Source organism: Bacillus sp. BF2-3 (assembly GCF_008368795.1).
Lineage (GTDB): Bacteria > Bacillota > Bacilli > Bacillales > Bacillaceae_G > Bacillus_A > Bacillus_A cereus.
The window spans coordinates 1-25,296 of sequence record NZ_QOSA01000028.1 but is presented as its reverse complement, the minus strand read 5'-3'; the positions used below and the strand labels follow the sequence as shown (position 1 = coordinate 25,296).

Sequence of the window (25,296 nt, the reverse complement as noted above, 5' to 3'; positions counted from 1 at the left end):
GATATGAGTAAAGCGGTAATAGAGCTGAAAGATTTACAAACACACTTTCAGACAGAAGAAGGGACAGTAAAAGCTGTGAATCATGTTAGTTTTTCTGTTCGAGAAGGTGAAACTGTTTGTGTTGTAGGTGAATCTGGTTGCGGAAAAAGTGTAACGGCGTTATCTGTTATGGGACTTATTGCTGAATCAGGCAGTGTAGTAGGTGGAGATATTTTATATGAAGGAAAAAGTCTTTTAAGAATGAAAGAGAAAGAGCTTCGTAGTTTACGAGGGAATGATATTGCGATGATTTTCCAAGAACCGATGACATCGCTAAACCCCGTCTTCACTGTAGGAGAGCAAATTGTAGAAACGTTAAGGGAGCATGAATTACTTAGTAAAAATGAAGCATATAAGAAGGCAATTGAGTTAATTCGTAAAGTTGGCATAGCCCGCGCTGATGAAATCGTCCATTCTTATCCGCATGAACTGAGTGGCGGGATGTTACAACGTATTATGATTGCTGTTGCACTTAGTTGTAATCCTAAGTTATTAATTGCGGATGAACCAACAACAGCTCTTGATGTTACTATTCAGGCTCAAATATTGGATCTACTAAGACAAGTGAAAGAAGAATTTAAAACGTCGATTTTATTAATTACACATGACTTAGGTGTCGTAGCGGAAATGGCTGATTATGTTGTCGTTATGTATGGCGGGAAAGTTATTGAAGAAGCCCCAGTACTAGAGATATTCCAAAATCCAAAACATCCTTATACGAAAGGATTATTGAAATCAAAACCAGTAATGGGAAAACGAATAGATAAACTATATTCTATTCCAGGGCAAGTTCCGAATTTAGTTGGTTTAGGTGAGTTTTGCTACTTTAGTGGGCGTTGTGAGCATTGTATGGAAATATGTGGAAAAGAAGCCCCGAATCTAAATGTAAATGATGAAAATCATAAAGTAGCTTGCTGGCTATATGAGGAGCGTGCGGAACAATGATTGAACCATTATTAGAGGTGAAAAATCTAAAGACATATTTTCCAATTAAGGGTGGCGTATTTAGTAGAACAATTGGGCATGTAAAAGCGGTTGATGGAGTAAGTTTTACTATTAATAAAGGTGAAGTGTTTGGTCTCGTTGGCGAATCAGGGAGCGGAAAAACAACAATAGGAAAAACAATTTTACGCCTCGTTCAAAAAACGGAGGGAGAAGTGAAGTTTAAAGGGAAAGATGTTCATTCTTTATCCAAGGATGAATTAAGAAAACATCGCCCTAATATGCAGCTCGTTTTCCAAGATCCATTTAGCTCATTAAATCCGAGAATGAGAATTGGAGAAGCGCTTGGAGAGCCAATGTTGGCCCACGGATTAGCGACGAAAGAAAATGTTCGTGAAAAGGTAATTGAAGTATTGGAGTTATGTGGGTTAGCTCCTTATCATATTGACCGGTATCCCCATGAGTTTTCTGGTGGACAACGTCAGCGTATCGTAATCGCAAGAGCTATGGTATTAAATCCGGAATTTATTGTAGCTGATGAACCTGTGGCGGCACTAGATGTATCTATCCAAGCACAAATTATTAATTTATTTAGTGAGTTACAAGAGAAAAAGGGATTATCTTATTTATTCATTTCGCATGATTTAAGTGTAGTAGAACATTTATGTACGAAAATCGGAATTATGTATTTAGGTACGATTGTGGAGACAGCACCGCGTGATGAGTTATTTACCAATCCGCTACATCCTTATACGAAAGCATTGTTATCAGCTGTTCCAATACCAGATCCAACAGTGAAGCGAGAGCGAATTATACTAGAAGGGGATATTCCAAGTCCAGCAAATCCACCTTCGGGCTGTCGTTTTCATACACGTTGCCCATTTGCGACGGATGTTTGTAAAAAAATAGTACCAGAATTCCATAATGTTGGTGCAGAGCATTTTGTTGCTTGTCATCACGTATAAAAAAGGACTCTTTCAAATTGAAAGAGTCCTTTTTTTATTTAATAGATGAAGTTTGTTTCAATACAAATTGCTCGATTGCGTGAGCAACACCATGTTCATTGTTTGTTAGTGTTACAACATCACATAGCTTTTTTACATCTTCTTCAGCGTTGCCCATTGCAACAGATAAGCCTGCTACTTCTAACATCGGTACATCATTAAAATTATCACCAATAGCAACTGTATCTTCAATAGGGATATTAAAATGAGCTGCCATCTGCTGTATCCCGTTTCCTTTATGTCCATTCTTATCCATAATTTCTAAGTTAGTAGGAGCCGATGCTGTAACCATAATATCAGCATCTTCTTGTAATATACTTAATAGTTGTGCGCGATGCGCTGCATTAAACGTTAAAATGAAGAATTTAGATATTTCTAGTTCTTGGTTATTTACAACATCTTCTATTTTTTTGAAATCAGTAATTAGGTTCGATTTCTTTTGCTTTTCTGTAATTCGTTCAAGTTCCTCTAATGTAACATCAAGCGCATGCTTATTTTCTTCGAATGCTTGCATCACTTGATCTTGCCATGTATATGGAGAATAAACTCCTTTATTCGTATATAGCTTATATGGGAAACCTTCAGATTCTAGTAATTTTGCAAGTTTGTACACTTTGTCGTTTTGTATACAACGCGAGTTAATTACTTTTCCATCCACATAAACAATAGCCCCATTGCTTGCTCCGACTGGAAGAGATAATTTATATTCTTCCAATAGCTTTAAAGCATCCTCTTTCGCACGACCAGAACAGATCATTACAATATGACCAGCTTCTTGTGCAGTTTGGATTGCTTGTAGGTTTTCTTTGGAGATTTCAAGATTAGATGATAGTAGTGTACCATCCATATCTAATGCGATTAATTTCAAAATGACCACCTCTTTGTTTTTATTATACATAGTTATATAGAGGAAACATATAAACTTATCTTGGAAAGACGGTATTTTATCTCATATTAAAAGTAAGTAAAGATTAGATAGGTTTAGTGTCACTAAATAAACGATTTGTAACAAAAATAGAGAGGAATATGACTACATTTCACTTTATGACTGTAATGTTACACGAATGTTACAAACGTGAACTTAGTGAAAAACGCATTAAATAAAGGCTTTTGAGGATTATTATAAAAAAACGTAAAAAAAGTGTAATAAATTTTACGTAATTATATTGCAACGTAATAATAGTTATGTTACATTAATGTTACAAACATTACGTTATCAAATTTAATGTAACGTTAACATAAAAACTATGAAATAAACATTTCTTAGAAATTACATATAGATAACTTATAAAAAGGGAGAATGAAAGGTATGAAAGAGCAAGTATTACAAGTAACAAAAGGTGATTTCGTAGGATCAGCAAGTGGAGCGGTAGTATTAACAGCATTAATCGTATTTCTATCAAGCGTATTAGTATAATAGAAGCTTTGTAACAAAAGAAAAGGAAGGGAGAATGAAAGGTATGAAAGAGCAAGTATTACAAGTAACAAAAGGTGATTTCGTAGGATCAGCAAGTGGAGCGGTAGTATTAACAGCATTAATCGTATTTCTATCAAGCGTATTAGTATAATAGAAGCTTTGTAACAAAAGAAAAGGAAGGGAGAATGAAAGATATGAAAGAGCAAGTATTACAAGTAACAAAAGGTGACTTCGTAGGATCAGCAAGTGGAGCAGTAGTATTAACAGCGTTAATCGTATTTCTATCAAGTGTATTAGTATAATAGAAGCTTTGTAACAAAAGAAAAGGAAGGGAGAATGAAAGATATGAAAGAGCAAGTATTACAAGTAACAAAAGGTGACTTCGTAGGATCAGCAAGTGGAGCGGTAGTATTAACAGCATTAATCGTATTTTTATCAAGTGTATTAGTATAATAGAAGTTTTAAATCAAACAAAAAAGGAAGGAGAATGAGGGATATGAACAGTGAACAAGTGTTTCAAGTAACAAAAACAGATTTATTAGGATCCTTAGGTGGAGCGGTAATATTAACATCATTTATTCTATTCCTTGCAAATGTATTAGTATGAGATATATAAATACAATCATTCAAAAAAAATAAAGACTCTAACGTATTAGTAAGTAGTTAATATGTTGGAGTCTTTTTTATATTCTTCTTATATCCCCTCAAGTATTAAAGTTACCTCATTATCCAGCATGCATGGCTAATTAAATGTTGCGGTTGAAACTTGATTCAACGAATAATCAAAAATCCACTGAATAAAATCCCGCTTTATTTCAAAGAGAAAAAAGTCGAATTTTATATGTAAGAAAAAAAGAGGAATTTGACAGAAAAGATAGAAAATTTTAAAGGTCAGAATTTGTTAGCTTGCTAACTAATTTCTATTAATTAACGTTGGAAGCGTTTTCGGTTGGTTTTAAGTATGGACCATTTAATCTATTTACAGGGGGATGAAGATATTATGAAACAAAAATCTATGGATACGCTAGCTGCACAAATGGAGGACTTTTTTCCAGTACGTGATGTAGATCATTTGGAATTTTACGTAGGGAATGCAAAGCAATCGAGTTATTATCTTGCGAGAGCGTTCGGATTCAAAATTGTGGCTTACTCTGGATTAGAAACTGGAAACCGTGAAAAGGTATCTTATGTTCTTGTGCAAAAAAATATGCGTTTCGTTGTGTCTGGAGCTTTAAGTAGTGAAAATCGTATTGCAGAGTTTGTAAAGACTCATGGTGATGGCGTGAAGGATGTGGCACTACTTGTTGATGATGTTGATAAAGCATACTCAGAAGCAGTGAAACGTGGTGCCGTCGCAATTGCTCCACCGCAGGAATTAACAGATGAGGACGGTACATTGAAAAAAGCAGTTATTGGTACGTATGGTGATACAATTCATACGCTTGTAGAGCGTAAAAATTATAAAGGGGCATTTATGCCAGGATTCCAAAAGGTAGAATTTAATATTCCATTTGAAGAGTCTGGTTTAATTGCTGTTGATCATGTAGTTGGTAATGTTGAAAAAATGGAAGAGTGGGTTAGTTATTACGAGAATGTTATGGGCTTTAAACAAATGATTCATTTTGATGATGACGATATTAGTACAGAGTATTCGGCGTTAATGTCGAAAGTTATGACGAATGGAAGTCGTATTAAGTTTCCTATTAACGAACCAGCAGATGGAAAGAGAAAGTCACAAATTCAAGAGTATCTAGAATTCTATAATGGAGCTGGTGTACAACATCTTGCTTTATTAACAAGTGATATTGTTAAAACAGTTGAAGCGCTTCGTGCAAATGGGGTGGAGTTTTTAGATACACCTGATACTTATTATGATGAGTTAACTGCACGAGTTGGAAAAATCGATGAAGAAATTGATAAGTTAAAAGAATTAAAGATTTTAGTAGATCGTGATGATGAAGGTTACTTACTACAAATCTTTACGAAACCAATTGTAGATCGCCCGACTTTATTTATTGAAATCATTCAACGTAAAGGTTCTCGTGGATTTGGTGAAGGAAACTTTAAAGCGTTATTCGAATCAATTGAAAGAGAACAAGAGCGTCGCGGAAACTTATAAGATTTGTATCCACCAGCAAAAGTCCCTTTGCTGGTGGAAATTTCATTTTTATAAGGAGGAATCAGGATGAAATTTGTTACATTTCGTCTTCCTTCAAAAGAACTACGGGCTGGATGGCTTGAAGGTGACAAAGTAATAGATATGAATCTTGCTAGTGAAGGGAAAATCCCTTCTTCTATGATTGCTTTTTTAGAGAAAGCGGATGAGTATGTAGAAGTAGTGCGGAATATTAAGAATCCAAATAAGGGTATATATGCTTTAGAAGAAGTACAATTGACAGCTGCTCTTCCTAATCCGAGTAGTATTCGAGATTTTTACGCATTTGAACAACATGTAAAAACAGCTCGCGGACGAAGAGGATTAGATGTTGTGCCTGAATGGTATGATATTCCGGTTTTTTATTTTACTAATCATCGTGCTGTAATTGGTTCCAGTGATTTTGTAATTGGTCCGAAAAAGTCTAAAAAGCTTGATTATGAGTTGGAGATTGCTTGCGTAATAGGAAGAGAAGGGCGAAATATTTCTCGTGAGCAAGCAGAGGAATATATTTTTGGTTATTGTATTATGAACGACTGGAGTGCGAGAGACTTACAAGCAACAGAAATGAAAGTAGGTCTCGGTCCAGCGAAAGGAAAAGACTTTGCAACTTCTTTAGGAGCACATCTTGTTACGAAAGAGGAATTAGACGTTTATCGTAATGGTGATCGATATAATTTAGAAATGACTGCTCATGTAAATGGAAAACTATTATCAAAAGGAAACTTCCAAGATATTTACTATACATTTGCTGAAATGATTGAACGTGCTTCAGAGGACGTTACGTTATATCCAGGAGATGTGATTGGTTCTGGGACAGTAGGAACAGGATGTATTTTAGAACTGGGTACAGAAGAGTGGCTACAAGATGGAGATGTTGTAGAACTGTCGATTACTGGTTTAGGTACACTACGTAATACGATCAAAAAAGAAAAGGAAGCGGGTGATGGGCATGTTTTATCGTCACATGGGAGAACTACCTCATAAACGACATGTACAATTTCGTAAAAAAGATGGATCGCTTTATCGTGAACAGGTAATGGGAACAAAAGGTTTTTCTGGTACGCAGTCTATTTTGTATCATCATTATATGCCGACAGAAGTAGGTCATTCTGCATTATCGCATTCTTGTCAGTTGCAGTATGAAGAGGATGTTGCCCTTTCTCATCGCCACTTTCGAACGAAAGAAAGTAAAAAAAGTGGTGATGCAATAAGTGGACGGAATTTCATACTTGGAAATGAAGATTTATTAATTGGAGTAGTGAGTCCAACAGAAAAAATGGATTATTTCTATCGTAATGGTGATGGCGACGAAATGTTATTTGTTCATTATGGAACAGGGAAAATTGAAACGATGTTTGGAACGATTCACTATAGAAAAGGCGACTATGTAACGATTCCAATTGGAACGATTTATCGTGTTATTCCAGATGAAGGAGAGACTAAGTTTCTTGTTGTAGAGGCGAATAGCCAAATTACAACGCCGCGTCGTTATCGAAATGAATACGGACAATTGTTAGAGCATAGTCCGTTTTGTGAAAGAGATCTTCGTGGTCCAGAAAAATTAGAGACATATGATGAAAAAGGCGAGTTTGTCGTAATGACAAAATCAAGAGGCTATATGCATAAACATGTTTTAGGACACCACCCGTTAGATGTTGTGGGATGGGATGGCTATTTATATCCGTGGGTATTTAATGTAGAGGATTTTGAACCAATTACAGGGCGCATTCATCAGCCACCGCCAGTACATCAAACATTTGAAGGACATAATTTTGTTATTTGCTCTTTCGTACCACGTTTATACGATTATCATCCAGAGTCAATTCCGGCACCATATTATCATAGTAATGTTAATAGTGATGAAGTTCTTTACTATGTAGAAGGAAACTTTATGAGTCGCAAAGGTGTGGAAGAAGGTTCTATTACACTTCATCCGAGCGGGATCCCCCATGGACCGCATCCGGGGAAAACAGAGGCAAGTATAGGGAAGAAAGAGACGCTTGAATTAGCTGTTATGATAGACACATTCCGTCCGCTTCGTATTGTAAAACAAGCACATGAAACAGAAGATGAAAAGTATATGTATAGCTGGATTGAACAAGGTTCATATACTGTGAAATAAGTAAAAAAGGCATGCTCTCAATAAGGGGGCATGCCTTTTTCACGGAATCGACATGTATAATAATACCAAAAAAATAATGGGAAGATATATAGAAAGAATAATAAGGATTGTGCATATTCAGAAGAATTTCTACTTGTTTCGACAAAAGTATTGACTAGGAAAAGCGTAATGAGTAAAATAAAAAAGCGAATTAAAAATTTTCAGAAAATTTAAAACTTGGAGGAGTGAAAGATGAAGCAAATTTTTCAAAAGAAGCCAATTGCAAAGTTAATGCAAGAAAGTAAGCAAAAAACGTTAGCAAGAACATTGGGCGCGCTAGATTTAACTATGCTTGGAATCGGAGCAATTGTTGGAACTGGTATTTTTGTTCTAACGGGTGTTGTGGCAGCGAAACATTCTGGGCCAGCTATTATATTATCATTTGCGATTGCCGCTCTAGCTTGTGCCTTTGCTGCATTTTGTTATGCTGAATTTGCTTCTTCAGTTCCTGTCTCGGGCAGTGTGTATACGTATACATACGCGACGATGGGGGAAGTATTCGCATTTTTAATTGGCTGGGACTTAATGCTGGAATATTTACTTGCTACATCTGCTGTAGCGAACGGTTGGTCTGCATATTTTCAATCTTTATTAAAGGGGTTTGGAATTCATATTCCGACTATTCTCTCCTCGGCTCCTGGTACAGGTAAGGGTGGAATAATTGATCTACCTGCAGTTCTAATTATTTTAGTGATGACAGTTCTTTTATCTAGGGGTGTTCGTGAAAGTGCACGAGTAAATAACATTATGGTATTTATTAAAATAGCAGTTGTTCTTATTTTTATCTTTGCTGGTTTTAATTATGTGAAACCTGAAAACTGGACGCCTTTTATGCCATTTGGTTTAGATGGTGTAATGGCTGGAGCGGCTACAGTATTCTTCGCATTTATAGGATTTGATGCAGTTTCAACAGCGGCAGAAGAAGTGAAACGTCCGCAACGTGATTTACCAATTGGTATTATTGCATCGTTATTAATTTGTACAGTTCTTTATATCGTTGTTTCGCTTATTTTGACAGGAATTGTTCCATACGGACAGCTAAATATATCAGATCCAGTTGCTTTTGCACTTCAATTTATTGGACAAGATGGTTTAGCGGGGGTAATTTCAGTAGGAGCAATTACAGGAATTACAACAGTAATGCTAGTTATGATGTATGGGCAAGTTCGTGTTTCTTATGCGATGAGCCGAGATGGTTTACTGCCGAAGCGTCTTGCTAAAGTTCATCCGAAATTTAAAACGCCATTTTTAAATACATGGACAACGGGAATTATTGCGGCACTGATTTCAGGATTAATAGATTTAAATGTTTTAGCACATCTTGTAAATATGGGGACATTGTCAGCATTTGCACTCGTAGCTGTTGCGGTAATCGTAATGAGAAGAACACATCCAGACTTACCAAGGGCATTTAAGGCTCCGCTTGTACCATTTTTACCAGCATTAACAGTGATCTTCTGTTTATACTTAATGCTTCAATTATCGGGGACAGCATGGATTAGTTTTGGGATATGGATGGTTATTGGTATAGCGGTTTACTTCTTATATAGCCGAAAACATAGTGCTTTAAATAATAGTAAAAAAGAAGAAGATGTTGCAAATTTATAAGCGAAAAAATCCATTCTAATTCTGTTAGAATGGATTTTTTTATTTGAAAATTTACATTTTTCTGAACTTATTATAAGATAATTGTTGGCTAACTAAAGGGGTGAAATGATGAAAAATACGTGGCGTGAGTTAAGGGAGATGGACCGTAACGTATGGATTCGATTTATTGGAGAGACGTTAAATGGAATTGCAATGATGATGTTAATGCCTTTTTTTGCATTATATTTAAAAGATAAGGTAGATTCGTTGTTGGAAGTTGGGGTTATTATGGCGCTTTCTCCAATTGCTGCAAGTTTTGGATCACTTATAGGAGGGAGAATTGCTGACATATATGGAAGAAAGCCTATTATGATATTTTCTATGGCAAGTAATGCATTATTAATGCTCGGTTTTCTATTTATAGAAGGGTTTATTCCATATGCAATTTTATCTATTTTTTTAGGGTTGAGTAATTCTTTATTTCACCCAGCTGCATCAGCTATGGTCGCGGATGTAACGGCACCAGAAAAAAGAACAGAGGCATATGGTTTATTACGAATGGGACACAATATAGGTGCTGCGATTGGTCCGATAATGGGAGCATCAGTAGTTGTGTTGTCAAAGAACCTTGTGTTTATTATTGCCTCTTCTACAATGCTATTTTATGCGTTACTTGTATTACTTCTTATTCAAGAGACGATGCCAAAGAGGACAGATAAGGAAGAACATAAAGAAAAGGAATCTGGGGCAGTTTGGAAAATTGTAATGCGAGATAAGGCATTAATGATTTACTTATTAGCAGGTATTATCATTTCGATGGGGTTTTCTCAAACGGAAGGCATGTTGCCACTACATTTTGATAATGAAATGAAGCGTATTTTTGGAACGAACAATCCATATCCATATTTAATGGCGTTAAACGGACTATTAGTTGTTTTATTCCAGTTTCAAATTTCAAAATGGGCTACGGATAAACCGGTCGGGAAGACGATGTTATATGGTGCATGTTTATTCGGGATTGGATTATTTTTTATAGGGTGGTTACCGAAGTGGTTTGGAGAATTTAATACAAATGCTACAATTATTTTAATAACACTACTGTTCGTTTATGCTTTATATACGTTAGGTGAAATGATTATGTCGCCTGTACAGATGACATTTGTAGCAAATTTGGCCCCTGAGCATTTGAGAGGGACTTATATGGGAGCTGCAAGTTTGCAGTGGATTACAGGAAGCGCATTTGGTCCACTTTTGGGCGGTTTTTTATTAGATCGATTACTTGGTCACTTTCTATTTACAATTTTAGCTGTAGGATGTGTAGTTGCAGGTATTGTATATGTTTCTTTAGATCGCCTTGTTGAGCAAAGGCAAAAAGACACACTAACCAAACAATCTTCTTAGTGAATAGATGACATACACAAAAAAGGGGATTTCTACATATTTTAGGTACATAACTAGATTAGATTGCCATTTTATTTTGTGTAGCTATATAGAAAATGAAATGAAAAACCAATAAGTGATGTTATTTAATTATTTATGGAAGTTACATTTTATTTCAAATAGGAACTACCTATTTTTATAAAAAGTGCTAAAATAGAAAAATGAAAACAATTGGTTAGGGTGATTTCATTGACGAAAATTAAATTAGGTTTATTATATGGTGGAAAATCAGCTGAGCATCAAGTTTCGCTACAGACGGCTCTTGCTGCTATTAAAGCGTTAAATCAAGATAAATTCGAGATTCATCCAATTTATATTACAGAACAAGGTCAATGGGTACGTGGTGAGCGTATTGAAGGCGAAGTAACAGATGTTGAAGCTTTAAAAATGAGCGGTGCAGAAAATGCGATTTCTCCGTTATCATTAAGTACAGAAATTATCCCATCTGCAGCTTCTGAGGAGAACGCTATTGACGTTATTTTCCCATTACTACATGGACCAAACGGTGAAGATGGAACGGTTCAAGGACTATTAGAATTAATGAATATCCCTTATGTAGGAAATGGTGTTCTAGCATCATCTGCTGGTATGGATAAAGTTGTTATGAAAAACATCTTTGCAGAGGCTGGTTTAAAACAAGCAAAATATGCATCCTTCATTCGTAGTGCATGGGAAAAAAATCGTGAGGAAGCTTATTCTAAAGTAGAAGATAAGTTAGGATATCCTTGCTTCGTAAAACCAGCGAACCTTGGTTCAAGTGTTGGTATTAATAAGTGTAAAAATCGTGAAGAACTTGAGGATGCATTTGTAGAGGCATTCCAATTTGATCGCAAAATTATTGTAGAAGAAAATATTGTAGGTCGTGAAGTAGAAGTTGGGGTACTAGGTAATGATGAGCCGAAATGTTCAGTTGTAGGTGAAATCGTTCCGAAAAAGGACTTCTATGATTATAAGTCGAAATATATCGATGGTGATACGGCGCTAATTATTCCAGCTGAAATGACAGAAGAAGAATCTAATGTAATTAAGCGTGATGCGATTATTGCATTCCAATCATTAGACGGTGCAGGTTTAACGCGAGCTGATTTCTTCTTAACGAAAGATGGAGAAGTGTATATTAACGAAGTAAACACAATGCCAGGATTTACACCGTTCAGTATGTTCCCTCTATTATGGCAACATACTGGGTTACCGTATCCAGAATTAATCGAAGAGCTAATTCGTTTAGCGATTGAACGTCACGAAGAAAAACAAAAAATTAAATATACAATCTAACAAAAAAGGAGGAAGCACTATTCATAGGAATAGTGCTTCCTCTATGTAAGGAGCGTTTATATATGATAAAGCGAATGTTAAAGCAAGTGGAACAGATGGTAAATGGTACTGAATTAGCAGAGCAATATGAGGGAATTACTATTCAAGGCGTGTCTATTGATACGAGAAAAATTGAAAAAGGAAACTTGTATGTTCCGATTCAAGGGGAGCGCTTCGATGGACATGCTTTTGTAGATAAAGCTGTTGAAAATGGAGCTGTGGCTACATTATGGATGAAAGATGTAGCGAATCCACCTGAGAATCTTCCGGTTATTTTTGTAGAAGACACGCTATCGGCATTGCAAATGTTAGCGAAAAACTATCGCGATCAATTGGATGTTAAAGTTGTAGGTGTAACGGGTAGTAACGGTAAAACATCTACGAAAGATATTGTAACAAGTCTTCTTGCGACTAAATTCAAAGTGCAAAAAACAGAAGGGAACTTCAATAACCATATCGGATTACCTCTTACCATTTTAAACTTAGAAGAAAATACAGAAGTAGCAGTATTAGAGATGGGTATGTCAAGCCGAGGCGAAATTGAATTCTTATCTAAGTTAGCTCGTCCTAATGCAGCTATCATTACAAATATTGGTGAGGCACATTTAATGGATTTAGGATCTCGTGAGGCAATTGCTGAAGCGAAATTAGAAATTGTTACAGGATTACAAGAAGGTGGCGTGTTCGTATATAACGGAGATGAGCCTTTATTAACGAATCGTGTTCCTGGAATGAATTTAGCAGCAGAAACGGTTACGTTTGGTGATGCAAGAGCAAACGATTATTATCCAACGACTGTAACATTACAAGCAACTGGGACATATTTCAAAATGAATAGAGATGAAAATATTTCATTCTACTTACCGGTGTTAGGAAAACATAATGTGTATAATACACTTGCTTCAATGGCAATTGCGAAACATTTTGGTGTAACGTGGGAAGAGATGAAAGAAGGTTTAGTAACACTTCAAATGACGGGCATGCGTATGGAAATTGTGAAAACAAATAGTGGTTTAACAATTATCAACGATGCTTATAATGCAAGCCCGACGGCTATGGAAGCAGCATTCCATTTAATGAATGGTTTAGATGGTTTTGCTAAAAAAATCGTTGTGCTCGGTGATATGTTAGAACTTGGAGATCAAGAAGTACAGTTCCATTATGAGGTAGGAAAATTAATCGATCCAGCAAAAATCTCACATGTATTCACATACGGTAGATTAGGGGCTCAAATTGCTGAAGGAGCAAAAATTAATTTCCCTAATGAACGTGTAAAGGCGTATGATAATAAAGAAGAGTTAGTAAAAGATTTACAAGCAGTATTCGATGTGAAAGATGTTGTATTAATAAAAGCATCTCGCGGTATGAAATTAGAAGAAGTAATTACGATGTTGAAATAATTGGTGTATATAAATAGGGATGATAGTTACGAAAATAGAAGAAACTTATAATAAGCGCTTACAGTAAATATAAAAAAATAAAAGTGAAGAAAAAAACTCTGAATATGAAAATAAGGTAACAGTTGGGTTTGCTTTTTACACATACAAAACTTATAATTGATAAAGTGTAATAACGTTTAGAAGTATTTTCGTGAAGAATATACGCCCGTTTATATACGTGAGCATTCAGGAAAAGGGCTTTTCCGCAAATTCGGAAAACGCCTTTTTTTAAATGATAAGTATAGGATAGAAAAGGAGAAGTAACATTGACAACATTTCGAGAATTAGGATTAAGTGATTCTTTACTGCAATCTGTTGAAAGTATGGGCTTTGAAGAGGCTACACCAATTCAAGCTGAAACAATTCCACATGCATTGCAAGGTAAAGATATTATTGGGCAAGCGCAAACAGGTACAGGGAAAACAGCAGCATTCGGATTACCACTATTAGATAAAGTGGATACACATAAAGAATCGGTTCAAGGTATTGTTATCGCGCCAACGCGTGAATTAGCAATTCAAGTTGGAGAAGAATTATACAAAATTGGTAAGCATAAACGCGTTCGTATTTTACCGATTTATGGTGGTCAAGATATTAACCGCCAAATTCGTGCTCTAAAAAAACACCCACACATTATTGTTGGTACGCCGGGTCGTATTTTAGATCATATTAACCGTAAAACACTTCGTCTGCAAAACGTAGAGACAGTTGTTCTTGACGAAGCGGATGAAATGTTAAACATGGGCTTCATTGAAGACATTGAAGCAATTTTAACAGATGTGCCAGAAACACATCAAACATTACTATTCTCAGCGACAATGCCGGATCCAATCCGCCGTATTGCTGAGCGTTTCATGACTGAGCCTCAACACATTAAAGTAAAAGCAAAAGAAGTAACAATGCCAAACATTCAGCAGTTCTATTTAGAAGTGCAAGAAAAGAAAAAGTTTGACGTGTTAACACGCTTATTAGATATTCAATCTCCAGAGCTTGCAATCGTATTTGGTCGTACAAAGCGTCGTGTTGATGAATTATCAGAAGCATTAAACTTACGTGGTTATGCTGCAGAAGGTATTCACGGTGATTTAACTCAGGCGAAACGTATGTCTGTATTACGTAAATTTAAAGAAGGTTCTATTGAAGTTCTTGTTGCAACAGACGTTGCTGCGCGTGGTCTTGATATTTCAGGCGTAACGCACGTATATAACTTCGATATTCCACAAGATCCAGAATCATACGTTCACCGTATCGGTCGTACTGGTCGTGCAGGTAAAAAAGGTATTGCAATGCTATTTGTAACACCACGTGAATCAGGACAATTAAAAAATATCGAGCGTACAACAAAACGTAAAATGGACCGTATGGATGCACCGACACTTGACGAGGCATTAGAAGGTCAACAACGTTTAATCGCTGAAAAGCTTCAAAGCACAATTGAAAATGAAAACTTAGCATACTACAAGCGTATTGCAGAAGAAATGTTAGAAGAAAATGACTCTGTAACAGTAGTAGCTGCTGCTTTAAAAATGATGACTAAAGAGCCGGATACAACTCCGATCGCTTTAACATCAGAACCACCTGTTGTTTCAAGAGGCGGCGGTTCTAAAAAACGCGGCGGTAACGGAGGCGGATACCGTGATGGTAACCGTAATCGTAGTCGTGATGGACGCGGCGGTGGCGATGGACGTAATCGTGACCGTAACCGTGATGGACGTAATCGTGACGGAAACCGTGATCGCAATCGTGATGGTAACCGCGATCGTAATCGTGATGGTGGTAGTCGTGGTCGTAGAGGTGAAGGCCAAGGTCGCCCTGGTTCTTCAAATGGACGCGGCGAAAGAAAACATCATAGCCGTCCACAAGCTTAATAAAAAAAAGAGAATGCCCTTTGTGGGCATTCTCTTTTTTTTATTTCTATAATTGTGCATACTACATAATAGTTATGATAGATAAGTCTTCAAATGGACGCGGCGAAAGAAAACATCATAGCCGTCCACAAGCTTAATAAAAAAAAGAGAATGCCGGCATTCTCTTTTTTTTATTTCTATAATTGTGCATACTACATAATAGTTATGATAGAAAAGGGGCTGTTATATGCTTGTAAGGCTTGGTTACGTTGCGATGAGTGTGCATTTGAAGAATGCATCTCCATCTCAAACGATGACGTATGCACAGTTTCAGAAATTAGATGATCGTGATGCTGCAATTCGTAAGCTTGAAAGAATTGCTAATTCCAATTTAGAAAATTGTTTACGTTTATTAAAGCATAATAAAGGGCATGACATATCTTTCTTTCGGCTCAGTTCAAAGCTCATTCCTTTAGCGAATCATGAGGAATTGCTAGAGTGGAACTATATTCGTCCGTTAAAAGAAAATTTAAAAAAACTAGGTGAATATGCAGTTCATATGAATATGAGAATTGATTTCCATCCAGATCATTTTGTTGTACTAAATTCACCTGAAGAGAGTGTTTTTAAACAATCTGTAAAAACATTGCAGATGCACAAAAAATTATTAAAAGGCATGGGGATTGAACATAAGCAACGATGTGTACTGCATGTTGGAGGAGGATATAAAGATAAAGAACTTGCATTAGAGCGCTTTATAGAGAATTGGTCGAATGTCCCAAGGGGTATTCAAGAAATGATTATATTAGAAAATGATGATACAACCTTTACGTTAGAGGAAACATTATATTTAGGAGAAAAATTAGATATTCCCGTCGTATTTGACTTGCATCACCATATGATGAATAATGAGCAAGAAGATTGGTATGAAGATTGGGCACGTGTTGTTCATACGTGGGAAACGTCTTTGTTGCCGATTAAAATGCATATCTCTAGCCCTAGAGAGGGAAAAGATCCAAGAGCTCATGCAGATTATATTAATGTAGACGCATTTTTATCTTTTTTAAGAAGGATAAAGGGAAGTGTTCCGCAAATTGATTGTATGATTGAGGCGAAGATGAAGGATGAGTCTTTATTTCAATTAATGAGAGATTTAAGTGAACAAGTAGATGTAGAAATTATCGATGGTGCAAGCTTTTATATTAAATAAGCTTTGCACCATCGTTTTTTTTTGTTAAAAAAGGGGTTAAAATGCCACCGGTTATTAAACCTGTTAAATGACTGATCGGATTGGCAGAAGGGTTAAAGAAAGTAAATAGCAGTAATAGAAGTATCATAATTGAGAAAATGGCAATTTCTTTTGGTTTTGAAGAGCGGTATCGATTGTACAATAAAAATAACTGTGCACCTAATAGTCCGAAAATACCACCTGATGCACCTGCGTGAATATATTCAAGCGGCATAATAATATAAGAAGAAATATTTCCAGAAATTCCAGAGAGAAAAAATAGAATAAAAAAAGAAAAGTGTCCGAGTTGCTTTTCGATAGAAGAACCAAGAGCAAACAAAAAAATACTATTAGAAAGAAAATGTTGTAAGTCTACGTGTACGAGAAGAGAAGTTATGACACGCCACCATTCTCCTTTCGCGATATATTCATTAGAGGCTGCCAGTGGTAAGAGAAAAAAGTCGCCTAATATCATCATGACTAAATGAATAAGCAGTAAGGTAAGAATAGTCGGTTGTAAAGAAATATGAGTGGATCTTATTAGCATACGGTTACTATCACCCCTTTTGCATCAGAAAGATTCTCTGTTATTCTTATCAATATGAAAGAAGAAAGTTAAATAGAAGAAGGGGATTTTGAAATGATTATAGGGATTGGTATCGATATTATTGAATTAAATCGTATTGAAAAAATGCTAGATGGAAAGCTTAAATTTATGGAACGTATTTTAACGGAAAATGAACGTAATGTTGCTATGGAGCTGAAAGGAAGTCGCCTTACAGAGTTTGTAGCTGGAAGGTTTGCAGCGAAAGAGGCGTATTCAAAAGCTGTAGGTACTGGTATCGGAAAAGAAGTGAGTTTTTTAGATATTGAAGTGAAAAATGATGAAAGAGGTAAGCCAATTCTGATTACAAGTACAGAGTATATTGTTCATTTATCAATTAGTCATAGTAAGGAATTTGCTGTTGCTCAAGTTGTTTTAGAAAGCTTGTCACGCTAGTCTGCATATTTTATATCTTTGTCTCATATATTTGAGGTAGCGATAAGGAAGGTACATCTTCCATTCATTTATAGGGGCAAAGGGGCTGAATTGATGAAAAGGCGTCTGTTTTTAGTTCTTGTCGGTTTGTTGACCGTTTTTGTGTTGGCGGGTTGTATGGAAAAGAAGCAAGATGATGTCGTGAGAGATTTAGAATCAAAAGTAAAAGGGATGAAAAGTTATCAAGCTGAGGCAAAATTATCTATTAAAACAGGCAATGAGCCTCAAGAGTATAACGTAGAGATTTGGCATAAGGAACCGTCTTTTTATCGTGTGAATTTAAAAAATGCAAAAAAAGATCAGAGCCAAATTATTTTGAGAAATGAAGAAGGTGTATTTGTATTAACGCCAGCACTTAATAAGAGCTTCCGTTTTCAAAGTGATTGGCCGCAAAATAGTAGCCAGGCTTATTTATATGAATCACTTGTAAGAGATATTTTGCAGGACAAGAAAAACCTTACTTTTGAGAAAACAGATAAGTATTATATTTTTAAAACAAAAACAAACTATCAACATCAAAATATGTTGCCGAGACAAGAGATTACATTGAATAAGAGCGACTTGACTCCAGTTTCAGTGAAGTTAATGGATAATGATCAAAATGTTCTTGTGAAAGTAGATTTCTCTAAAGTGAAATTCGATGCGAAATTTGATAAAGGTGCATTTGATACGAAACAAAATATGTCTAGAGCGCAGGTAGATGTTCAAACAACAGCAAAAGAAGACAAACCGTTTGCTATTTTGTATCCACTTGATACACCACAAGGTATGACTCTGCAAGATGAAAAAGAGTTGAAGACAGACAGTGGCAAGCGTGCGATACTCACATACACTGGAAATAAGAAATCCTTTACTTTAATACAAGAAAAGGCAAAAGTTGCAGAGGCATCATCAGCGGTAAGTGTAAGTGGAGAACCAGTTGATCTTGGATTTACGATTGGTGCATTAACGAAAGACTCTGTAACGTGGTCGCATAACGGAGTAGAATATATGCTCGTGTCTAAAGGTTTAGAGCCGAAGGAGCTGTTAATGGTTGCTCGTTCAGTTACAGCGAAGCAGGTGAAGTAAACTTCTTAGACGTGGTGATATATGTGCACCACGTCTTTTCTTAGTTTGAAGGTGGATTTCATAAAAGAAGCATATAAAAGAATAAGCTTCGCATATCGTGTATAAGGAAGTGTATTTATGGAAGAAGCACCATTTTACCGTGACACTTGGGTGGAAGTGGATTTAGATGCCATTTATAACAACGTTACACATATTAAAGAGTTCATCCCAAGTAATGTAGAGATTTTTGCTGTAGTTAAAGCAAACGCATATGGGCACGATTATGTACCGGTGGCTAAAACGGCATTAGAAGCAGGTGCAACAAGGTTAGCTGTTGCTTTTTTAGATGAAGCTTTAGTGCTTCGGAGGGCTGGTATTACTGAGCCGATTTTAGTGTTAGGTCCCTCGCCGCCGCGTGATGTAAATGTAGCTGCTGAAAATGATGTAGCGCTAACTGTTTTTCAAAAAGAATGGGTGGACGAAGCAATTAAACTTTGGGATGGTTCATCTGTAATGAAATTCCATATTAACTTTGATAGTGGTATGGGGAGAATTGGAATACGTGAAAGAAAAGAGCTAAAAGAATTTTTAAAGAGTTTAGAGGGTGCACCGTTTTTAGAGTTAGAAGGAGTATACACGCATTTTGCAACGGCAGATGAGGTTGAGACTTCGTATTTTGATAAGCAATATAACACGTTCTTAGAGCAGTTAAGTTGGTTGAAAGAATTCGGAGTGGATCCTAAGTTTGTTCATACAGCTAATAGTGCTGCGACGTTACGTTTTCAAGGGATTACATTTAATGCAGTGCGAATTGGGATTGCAATGTATGGATTATCTCCTTCTGTAGAAATACGTCCTTTTTTACCATTTGAATTAGAACCGGCGCTATCACTTCATACGAAAGTCGCTCATATTAAACAGGTAATTAAAGGTGATGGAATTAGTTATAACGTCACCTACCGAACGAAAACTGAAGAATGGATTGCGACTGTAGCGATTGGCTATGCAGATGGGTGGCTTAGGAGGTTACAAGGATTTGAAGTGCTTATAAATGGTAAAAGGGTACCGATTGTAGGGCGAGTAACAATGGATCAGTTCATGATTCATCTTCCTTGTGAAGTGCCACTTGGTACGAAAGTTACGCTTATTGGAAGGCAAGGAGATGAGTATATTAGCGCTACAGAGGTTGCGGAATACTCAGGGACTATTAATTATGAAATTATTGCAACGATCAGTTTCCGTGTGCCAAGAATATTTATACGGAATGGTAAGGTTGTAGAGATAATTAATTACTTGAACAATATATAGAAGGTAGTATGATTGCTTCTTGTCATTGGAGTGACTGTTCATTGCTGGATAATAAGCTCTTTTTGATGAGAAGCTTTTTACTTATAATCATTTTTTATATAAGTTGCACGTAAGTTTTGAAGAGGAGTTCTATTGTTTTTAGTTAGTTATGAGATAAAAAATTTAAGAAGATGAATGTTTTGTTTGTGAATTGGAAAACATAAGCAAGGAATAAGGAAGTCTTTGCAACAGGCTCCATACAATGGTATTATTACAATAGGTGTCATATATATATTTGGGTGTGTAGTTGACGGTGGAGGTGTATTTTTGTGTCCGAATCAAGTGTAACTACTGAAATCGTGGTTCGGTTGCCAAAGCAAATGGTAACGGAATTGGACGGAATTGGAAAACAAGAGAATAAGAATCGCCATGAACTAATTTGCCAGGCAACACAATTGTTATTGCGTCAACATAAGACGAAGAAACGCTACCAACATGAATCAATGCGACGTGGGTACATTGAAATGGGAAAAATTAATCTTGGTATTGCATCTGAAGCTTTCTTAGCAGAGTATGAAGCAGCTCATACAGTAGAACGCTTAGTTAGCGGGGGGTAATATTTTGATTGTAAAACGCGGCGACGTGTATTTTGCAGACCTTTCCCCAGTTGTTGGTTCTGAGCAAGGAGGCGTTCGTCCGGTTCTTGTCATTCAAAATGACATCGGAAATCGTTTTAGTCCAACGGTGATTGTAGCGGCTATTACTGCACAGATTCAAAAAGCGAAATTACCCACTCATGTGGAAATTGATGCGAAAAAGTACGGTTTTGAGAGAGATTCTGTTATTTTACTTGAGCAGATTCGAACAATCGATAAGCAGCGCTTAACGGACAAAATCACTCACTTAGATGAAGTGATGATGATTCGTGTAGATGAAGCGCTACAAATTAGTTTAGGACTAATAGATTTTTAAATCGGCAGTTTAAGTTGCTCTCTTTGAAGGGCAACTTTTTTTATTATAGAGGAGGTTACGGTTGTATATGGAAATGGTAGATAATCGACAAGCGTTAATGAAAATGTTAGTGAAAGAATTAGGCTTTACCGAAAAGCAAGTTCGTCATGTTATTCAATTAACAGAAGAAGGTAACACAGTTCCATTTATTGCTCGTTACCGAAAAGAATGGACAGGCTCTTTAGATGAGGTGCAAATTCGTACGATTTTAGAGAGATGGCAATATATGATGCAACTTGAAGATAGGAAGGAAGAAGTTCTTCGTCTTATTGATGAGAAGGGGAAACTGACAGAAGAGCTACGACAGCAAATTGTTAAAGCTACAAAGTTGCAAGAAGTAGAAGATCTATATCGTCCATATAAAGAGAAAAGAAGAACGAAAGCGACAGTTGCTAAAGAAAAAGGATTAGAACCATTAGCTGAATGGTTATTGTTATATAAGAAAGAAGATCCGGCTAAAAAGGCGGTGGAATTTATTAATGTAGAGAAAGAAGTGCAATCTGCAGAAGAAGCTTTACAAGGTGCACAAGACATTATTGCAGAAATGGTTTCAGATGAAGCTGCGTATCGTAGTTGGATTCGAAATGTTACTTTTAGAAAAGGTGTTATGTCTTCTTCCGTGAAAGATGAAGAAAAAGATGAAAAGAATATATATGAAATGTATTACAGTTATGAAGAACCGTTGCAAAAAGTAGTACCACATCGTGTATTAGCAATGAATCGTGGCGAGAAAGAAGATATATTGAGAGTTGCTGTTGTTCCGCCAGTAGATGAGATAGTAACCTTCTTAAATAAGAAAGTAATTCGTGATAACGATTCGAAAAGTGCACATTATGTACAATTAGCGATTGAAGATGGTTATAAACGATTAATTCAATCTTCAATCGAAAGAGAGATTCGTAAAGAATTAACAGAAACAGCTGAAGAACAAGCAATACATATTTTCTCTGAGAACTTACGTAACTTATTATTACAACCTCCGATGAAAGGGAAAGTCGTGCTAGCGGTAGATCCGGCATATAGAACTGGTTGTAAATTGTCTGTAGTAGATGATACGGGGAAAGTACTACATATCGATGTTATTTATCCGCATCCACCTGTTCGTAAATATGAGGATGCAAAAACGAAAGTTCTTTCTATTATAGATAAATATCAAGTTGAAATGATTGCAATTGGTAATGGGACAGCATCTAGAGAAACAGAAGAGTTTATAGTAGATGTATTACAAAGTGTGAACCGAGATGTCTTTTATATTATTGTAAATGAAGCGGGTGCTAGTGTATATTCAGCTTCTGATTTAGCCCGTGAGGAATTCCCAAATTTACAAGTTGAAGAGAGAAGTGCCGTTTCTATTGGGAGACGTCTGCAAGATCCACTTGCTGAACTTGTGAAAATTGATCCTAAATCAGTTGGGGTTGGACAATACCAACATGATGTATCTCAAAAGAGACTGAATGAGTCATTAACATTTGTAGTAGAAACAGCTGTTAACCAAGTTGGGGTTAATGTAAATACGGCTTCGGTTGCATTGTTACAATATGTTTCAGGTTTATCGAAAACTGTTGCGAAAAATATTGTAGCAAAGAGAGAAGAAGATGGGAAATTCACGAAGCGCACGGAATTAAAGAAAATCCCACGTTTAGGTGCAAAGACTTATGAACAATGTATAGGTTTCTTGCGTATACTAGAAGGAGCAAATCCATTAGATCGAACAGGTATTCATCCAGAGCAATATAAAAATGTTGAATTGTTATTGAAGAGTCTAGGGTTATCGATAGATGACGTAGGACAACCGCAATTACAAAAGAGATTGGAAGAAGTAGAGATTTCTAAGTTATCTCAAGAAACAGGAGTTGGGGAGCCGACGTTAGTTGATATTATAGATGCGCTTATTAGTCCTGAACGAGATATGAGGGATGAGTTGCCTAAACCACTTTTGAAAAAAGGGATTTTGAAATTAGAAGATTTAAAACGTGGTATGGAACTAGAAGGAACAGTTCGTAACGTTGTTGATTTTGGTGCTTTTGTTGATGTTGGTGTAAAGCAAGATGGTTTAGTACATATTTCTAAACTTAGCAAACAGTTTGTAAAGCATCCGTTAGATGTTGTATCAGTAGGGCAAATTGTAAAAGTATGGGTAGATGATATTGATACAAAAAAAGGACGCGTTGCACTATCTATGTTGCCGATTGAATAGTAAGAGAAGAGAGCAGATGAAACTGCTCTTTTTTTATGAAATAAAAAGTGTAATGGATTATGAGCTTTGATGTATTTTGCTATAATAAAACCAGCATTCATTTAATAACTTAATTTGATACCGGTTTTTTTCAAAATATGCACGTTGCATTTGTTTTTTTAGCCACGTAGGCATAGGAATCCCTCCTTGTTTAATCCTGCTCTCAAAAATCTAAAATGCTATTGATGAGAGGTTGGTGAGTGGATTTCTATTCATGTTTTATTTTTAGAAACCACGCTTCTTACATGAGGATGGGTATATGTACTATTTAATATATGTATAAGAAGGGAGAAAAGTGTAAAAATATTTTTTTGTTTAGGAGGAATGAGAGTGGATGAGCAAGAAATTCAGCGACTAGTGGAAGAAGTGTCACTACAATACTTTGAGATGCCGTTCTTACATAAAGCGGTGTTTAATAATAGATTACGTACAACTGGTGGGCGTTATTTATTGAAGAGTCATAATATCGAACTGAATTATCGATATTACGAATTGTATGGTGAAGAAGAGTTAGTCGGGATTATTAAACATGAGCTTTGTCATTATCACTTACATATTGCAGGAAGAGGGTATAAGCACAGGGACAGGGATTTTCGTGAGTTGTTAAAGAAAGTTGATGCACCACGTTTTTGTAAACGAATGATTAATGAAGAGAAGGAAAAAAAGATTTATAAGTATGAATGTATGGAGTGTTCACTTCAATATGTAAGAAGGCGTCAAATAAATATAAAAAGATATGTCTGTGGAAAGTGTAAAGGGAAACTCAAACCGATATCGAAAACATCTTGACAGTAAAAACGCAATCCAGTATATTATAAACATGTCACGTTTGAACAAGATGTTGTTAAAAACTTCTTGACTTACAGAGAGAATTTTTATAAGATACAAATTGTCTTCATTATTCCGCAGTAGCTCAGTGGTAGAGCTATCGGCTGTTAACCGATCGGTCGTAGGTTCGAGTCCTACCTGCGGAGCCATACAGAGAAGTACCCAAGTGGCTCAAGGGGCTCCCCTGCTAAGGGAGTAGATCGCTAACGCGGTGCGAGGGTTCGAATCCCTTCTTCTCTGCCATACATATTGGCCCGTTGGTCAAGTGGTTAAGACACCGCCCTTTCACGGCGGTAACACGGGTTCGAATCCCGTACGGGTCACCACTTCGGAGGATTAGCTCAGCTGGGAGAGCACCTGCCTTACAAGCAGGGGGTCGGCGGTTCGATCCCGTCATCCTCCACCATATAATTTTATATGAATAGTATTGTCGCGGGGTGGAGCAGCACGGTAGCTCGTCGGGCTCATAACCCGAAGGTCGCAGGTTCAAATCCTGTCCCCGCAACCAAATGGTCCCGTGGTGTAGTGGTTAACATGCCTGCCTGTCACGCAGGAGATCGCCGGTTCGACCCCGGTCGGGACCGCCATTTTAACTTCTGCTATATAGCAGTTGTTTTTTATTAGACATTATGTTACAATAACATTTGTCTTTGAAAATAAGATAATTATTTCGATGGGCTATAGCCAAGCGGTAAGGCAACGGACTTTGACTCCGTCATGCGCTGGTTCGAATCCAGCTAGCCCAGCCATTTACGAGCCATTAGCTCAGTTGGTAGAGCATCTGACTTTTAATCAGAGGGTCGAAGGTTCGAGTCCTTCATGGCTCACTTTTGTTTTTTCCGCGCGGTCGTGGCGGAACGGCAGACGCGCTAGGTTGAGGGCCTAGTGGGGGGAACCCCGTGGAGGTTCAAGTCCTCTCGGCCGCATCAAAAAAATCTTAAAAAGTGCTTGCATTTGAAAATGTAGCATGATAAGATAATTGAGTCGCCAAATTACAACGACGAAAAAACATCATGAATAAGCGCCCGTAGCTCAATTGGATAGAGCGTTTGACTACGGATCAAGAGGTTAGGGGTTCGACTCCTCTCGGGCGCGCTTATTACGGGAAGTGGCTCAGCTTGGTAGAGCACCTGGTTTGGGACCAGGGGGTCGCAGGTTCAAATCCTGTCTTCCCGACCACGCGGGTGTAGCTTAGTGGTAAAACAAGAGCCTTCCAAGCTCTGGTCGAGAGTTCGATTCTCTTCACCCGCTTTTAGTTCTTTGAAAACTGAA

26 protein-coding genes and 12 tRNA genes are annotated in these 25,296 nt (G+C 36.8%); 35 read left to right on the top strand and 3 right to left on the bottom strand.

The genetic code is table 11. The features are described from left to right. The first annotated feature begins 3 nt into the window (after nt 1–3). Both DN401_RS20925 and DN401_RS20920 read left to right on the top strand, forming a co-directional pair. The gene (locus DN401_RS20925; RefSeq protein ID WP_000030739.1) at nt 4–984 is read left to right on the top strand and encodes an ABC transporter ATP-binding protein; all 981 of its coding nucleotides are present in this window, start codon (nt 4–6) and stop codon (nt 982–984) included. After that, entirely contained in the window at nt 981–1,946 is a 966-nt protein-coding gene (locus tag DN401_RS20920) for an ABC transporter ATP-binding protein (protein ID WP_000572377.1), read from the top strand. Before DN401_RS20925 ends, DN401_RS20920 begins: the two co-directional genes overlap by 4 nt. A gap of 34 nt (nt 1,947–1,980) precedes the next feature. Here the strand turns inward: DN401_RS20920 and DN401_RS20915 are convergent, their stop codons facing one another. Continuing rightward, nucleotides 1,981–2,853, bottom strand: coding sequence for a Cof-type HAD-IIB family hydrolase (locus DN401_RS20915; RefSeq protein WP_000766420.1), 873 nt, complete (start codon nt 2,851–2,853; stop codon nt 1,981–1,983). A 432-nt stretch (nt 2,854–3,285) separates the two neighbouring features. Here DN401_RS20915 and DN401_RS20910 point away from each other — a divergent pair, with 432 nt between their 5' ends. The 14 genes from DN401_RS20910 (at nt 3,286) to uvsE (ending at nt 16,558) form a co-directional block, all read left to right on the top strand. Further along, nucleotides 3,286–3,402, top strand: coding sequence for a DUF3948 family protein (locus tag DN401_RS20910; RefSeq protein ID WP_000677736.1), 117 nt, complete (start codon nt 3,286–3,288; stop codon nt 3,400–3,402). A 43-nt stretch (nt 3,403–3,445) separates the two neighbouring features. Next, the gene (locus tag DN401_RS20905; RefSeq protein ID WP_000664237.1) at nt 3,446–3,553 is read left to right on the top strand and encodes a DUF3948 family protein; all 108 of its coding nucleotides are present in this window, start codon (nt 3,446–3,448) and stop codon (nt 3,551–3,553) included. A gap of 34 nt (nt 3,554–3,587) precedes the next feature. Next, nucleotides 3,588–3,704 carry a DUF3948 family protein gene (locus DN401_RS20900; RefSeq protein ID WP_000654250.1) on the top strand — a complete coding sequence of 39 codons (117 nt, stop codon included), beginning with the start codon at nt 3,588–3,590 and terminating at the stop codon, nt 3,702–3,704. A 43-nt stretch (nt 3,705–3,747) separates the two neighbouring features. Next, nucleotides 3,748–3,855, top strand: a complete 108-nt coding sequence (locus DN401_RS20895) for a DUF3948 family protein (RefSeq protein ID WP_000664237.1) — start codon at nt 3,748–3,750, stop codon at nt 3,853–3,855. A 43-nt stretch (nt 3,856–3,898) separates the two neighbouring features. Next, entirely contained in the window at nt 3,899–4,009 is a 111-nt protein-coding gene (locus DN401_RS20890) for a DUF3948 family protein (RefSeq protein WP_001083690.1), read from the top strand. A 393-nt stretch (nt 4,010–4,402) separates the two neighbouring features. Further along, nucleotides 4,403–5,521, top strand: coding sequence for a 4-hydroxyphenylpyruvate dioxygenase (hppD, locus tag DN401_RS20885; protein ID WP_000810922.1), 1,119 nt, complete (start codon nt 4,403–4,405; stop codon nt 5,519–5,521). 66 nt (nt 5,522–5,587) lie between these two features. Then, on the top strand, nt 5,588–6,544 hold the full coding sequence (locus DN401_RS20880) for a fumarylacetoacetate hydrolase family protein (protein WP_000674004.1): 957 nt from the start codon (nt 5,588–5,590) through the stop codon (nt 6,542–6,544). After that, nucleotides 6,510–7,682 carry a homogentisate 1,2-dioxygenase gene (locus tag DN401_RS20875; protein ID WP_013141710.1) on the top strand — a complete coding sequence of 391 codons (1,173 nt, stop codon included), beginning with the start codon at nt 6,510–6,512 and terminating at the stop codon, nt 7,680–7,682. Before DN401_RS20880 ends, DN401_RS20875 begins: the two co-directional genes overlap by 35 nt. A 231-nt stretch (nt 7,683–7,913) precedes the next feature. Beyond that, complete coding sequence (locus tag DN401_RS20870; protein ID WP_000809361.1) at nt 7,914–9,329, top strand: branched-chain amino acid transporter BcaP; 1,416 nt, start codon at nt 7,914–7,916, stop codon at nt 9,327–9,329. 108 nt (nt 9,330–9,437) lie between these two features. Continuing rightward, on the top strand, nt 9,438–10,709 hold the full coding sequence (locus DN401_RS20865; RefSeq protein ID WP_000799721.1) for an MDR family MFS transporter: 1,272 nt from the start codon (nt 9,438–9,440) through the stop codon (nt 10,707–10,709). 228 nt (nt 10,710–10,937) lie between these two features. After that, on the top strand, nt 10,938–12,023 hold the full coding sequence (locus DN401_RS20860; RefSeq protein ID WP_000161427.1) for a D-alanine--D-alanine ligase: 1,086 nt from the start codon (nt 10,938–10,940) through the stop codon (nt 12,021–12,023). A 62-nt stretch (nt 12,024–12,085) separates the two neighbouring features. Next, complete coding sequence (gene murF / locus DN401_RS20855; RefSeq protein WP_000595958.1) at nt 12,086–13,462, top strand: UDP-N-acetylmuramoyl-tripeptide--D-alanyl-D-alanine ligase; 1,377 nt, start codon at nt 12,086–12,088, stop codon at nt 13,460–13,462. Nucleotides 13,463–13,767: 305 nt separating this feature from the next. Beyond that, nucleotides 13,768–15,369, top strand: a complete 1,602-nt coding sequence (cshA, locus tag DN401_RS20850) for a degradosome RNA helicase CshA (protein WP_000206592.1) — start codon at nt 13,768–13,770, stop codon at nt 15,367–15,369. A gap of 226 nt (nt 15,370–15,595) precedes the next feature. Then, nucleotides 15,596–16,558, top strand: a complete 963-nt coding sequence (gene uvsE, locus DN401_RS20845) for a UV DNA damage repair endonuclease UvsE (RefSeq protein ID WP_000961166.1) — start codon at nt 15,596–15,598, stop codon at nt 16,556–16,558. On the opposite strand, the gene DN401_RS20840 is transcribed toward uvsE, so the two are convergent. Continuing rightward, nucleotides 16,551–17,123, bottom strand: coding sequence for a rhomboid family intramembrane serine protease (locus tag DN401_RS20840; RefSeq protein ID WP_000908523.1), 573 nt, complete (start codon nt 17,121–17,123; stop codon nt 16,551–16,553). The two genes, uvsE and DN401_RS20840, sit on opposite strands and share 8 nt — an antisense overlap. 93 nt (nt 17,124–17,216) lie before the next feature. Between DN401_RS20840 and acpS the strand changes: the two genes are divergently transcribed. The 6 genes from acpS to DN401_RS20810 all read left to right on the top strand — a co-directional run bounded on the left by acpS (nt 17,217) and on the right by DN401_RS20810 (nt 23,157). Beyond that, the gene (gene acpS / locus DN401_RS20835) at nt 17,217–17,576 is read left to right on the top strand and encodes a holo-ACP synthase (protein ID WP_000583416.1); all 360 of its coding nucleotides are present in this window, start codon (nt 17,217–17,219) and stop codon (nt 17,574–17,576) included. 156 nt (nt 17,577–17,732) lie between these two features. Continuing rightward, nucleotides 17,733–18,683: a LolA family protein gene (locus DN401_RS20830; protein WP_002004297.1), complete on the top strand. Its 951-nt coding sequence runs from the start codon at nt 17,733–17,735 to the stop codon at nt 18,681–18,683. A 117-nt stretch (nt 18,684–18,800) separates the two neighbouring features. Further along, on the top strand, nt 18,801–19,970 hold the full coding sequence (alr, locus tag DN401_RS20825; RefSeq protein ID WP_000390615.1) for an alanine racemase: 1,170 nt from the start codon (nt 18,801–18,803) through the stop codon (nt 19,968–19,970). A 308-nt stretch (nt 19,971–20,278) separates the two neighbouring features. Further along, complete coding sequence (locus tag DN401_RS20820; RefSeq protein ID WP_000004570.1) at nt 20,279–20,566, top strand: antitoxin EndoAI; 288 nt, start codon at nt 20,279–20,281, stop codon at nt 20,564–20,566. Between the two features lie 4 nt (nt 20,567–20,570). Further along, nucleotides 20,571–20,921 (top strand): type II toxin-antitoxin system endoribonuclease NdoA, encoded by a 351-nt coding sequence (ndoA, locus tag DN401_RS20815; RefSeq protein WP_000635963.1) that lies wholly within the window; start codon nt 20,571–20,573, stop codon nt 20,919–20,921. Between the two features lie 67 nt (nt 20,922–20,988). After that, entirely contained in the window at nt 20,989–23,157 is a 2,169-nt protein-coding gene (locus DN401_RS20810) for a Tex family protein (RefSeq protein WP_000426246.1), read from the top strand. 57 nt (nt 23,158–23,214) lie between these two features. Here DN401_RS20810 and cmpA read toward each other — a convergent pair whose 3' ends face one another. Then, complete coding sequence (gene cmpA / locus DN401_RS20805) at nt 23,215–23,331, bottom strand: cortex morphogenetic protein CmpA (protein WP_001143642.1); 117 nt, start codon at nt 23,329–23,331, stop codon at nt 23,215–23,217. Between the two features lie 195 nt (nt 23,332–23,526). On the opposite strand from cmpA, the gene DN401_RS20800 reads away from it, so the two are divergent. The 13 genes from DN401_RS20800 (at nt 23,527) to DN401_RS20740 (ending at nt 25,275) form a co-directional block, all read left to right on the top strand. Further along, nucleotides 23,527–23,985, top strand: coding sequence for a SprT family protein (locus DN401_RS20800; RefSeq protein WP_000344234.1), 459 nt, complete (start codon nt 23,527–23,529; stop codon nt 23,983–23,985). A 113-nt stretch (nt 23,986–24,098) separates the two neighbouring features. Further along, nucleotides 24,099–24,173, top strand: a tRNA-Asn gene (locus DN401_RS20795). Between the two features lie 3 nt (nt 24,174–24,176). Next, a tRNA-Ser gene (locus tag DN401_RS20790) sits at nt 24,177–24,267 on the top strand. 8 nt (nt 24,268–24,275) lie between these two features. After that, nucleotides 24,276–24,350: transfer RNA gene (locus DN401_RS20785), tRNA-Glu, on the top strand. Nucleotides 24,351–24,354: 4 nt separating this feature from the next. Further along, nucleotides 24,355–24,430: transfer RNA gene (locus DN401_RS20780), tRNA-Val, on the top strand. Nucleotides 24,431–24,455: 25 nt separating this feature from the next. After that, nucleotides 24,456–24,532 (top strand) — tRNA-Met (locus tag DN401_RS20775). A 3-nt stretch (nt 24,533–24,535) separates the two neighbouring features. Then, nucleotides 24,536–24,611 (top strand) — tRNA-Asp (locus DN401_RS20770). Between the two features lie 87 nt (nt 24,612–24,698). Beyond that, a tRNA-Gln gene (locus DN401_RS20765) sits at nt 24,699–24,773 on the top strand. A gap of 5 nt (nt 24,774–24,778) precedes the next feature. After that, nucleotides 24,779–24,851 (top strand) — tRNA-Lys (locus tag DN401_RS20760). 16 nt (nt 24,852–24,867) lie between these two features. After that, nucleotides 24,868–24,950 (top strand) — tRNA-Leu (locus DN401_RS20755). A gap of 95 nt (nt 24,951–25,045) precedes the next feature. Beyond that, nucleotides 25,046–25,119: transfer RNA gene (locus DN401_RS20750), tRNA-Arg, on the top strand. A gap of 7 nt (nt 25,120–25,126) precedes the next feature. Next, nucleotides 25,127–25,203, top strand: a tRNA-Pro gene (locus DN401_RS20745). 1 nt (nt 25,204) lies between these two features. Then, nucleotides 25,205–25,275: transfer RNA gene (locus DN401_RS20740), tRNA-Gly, on the top strand. Nucleotides 25,276–25,296 lie beyond the last annotated feature (21 nt).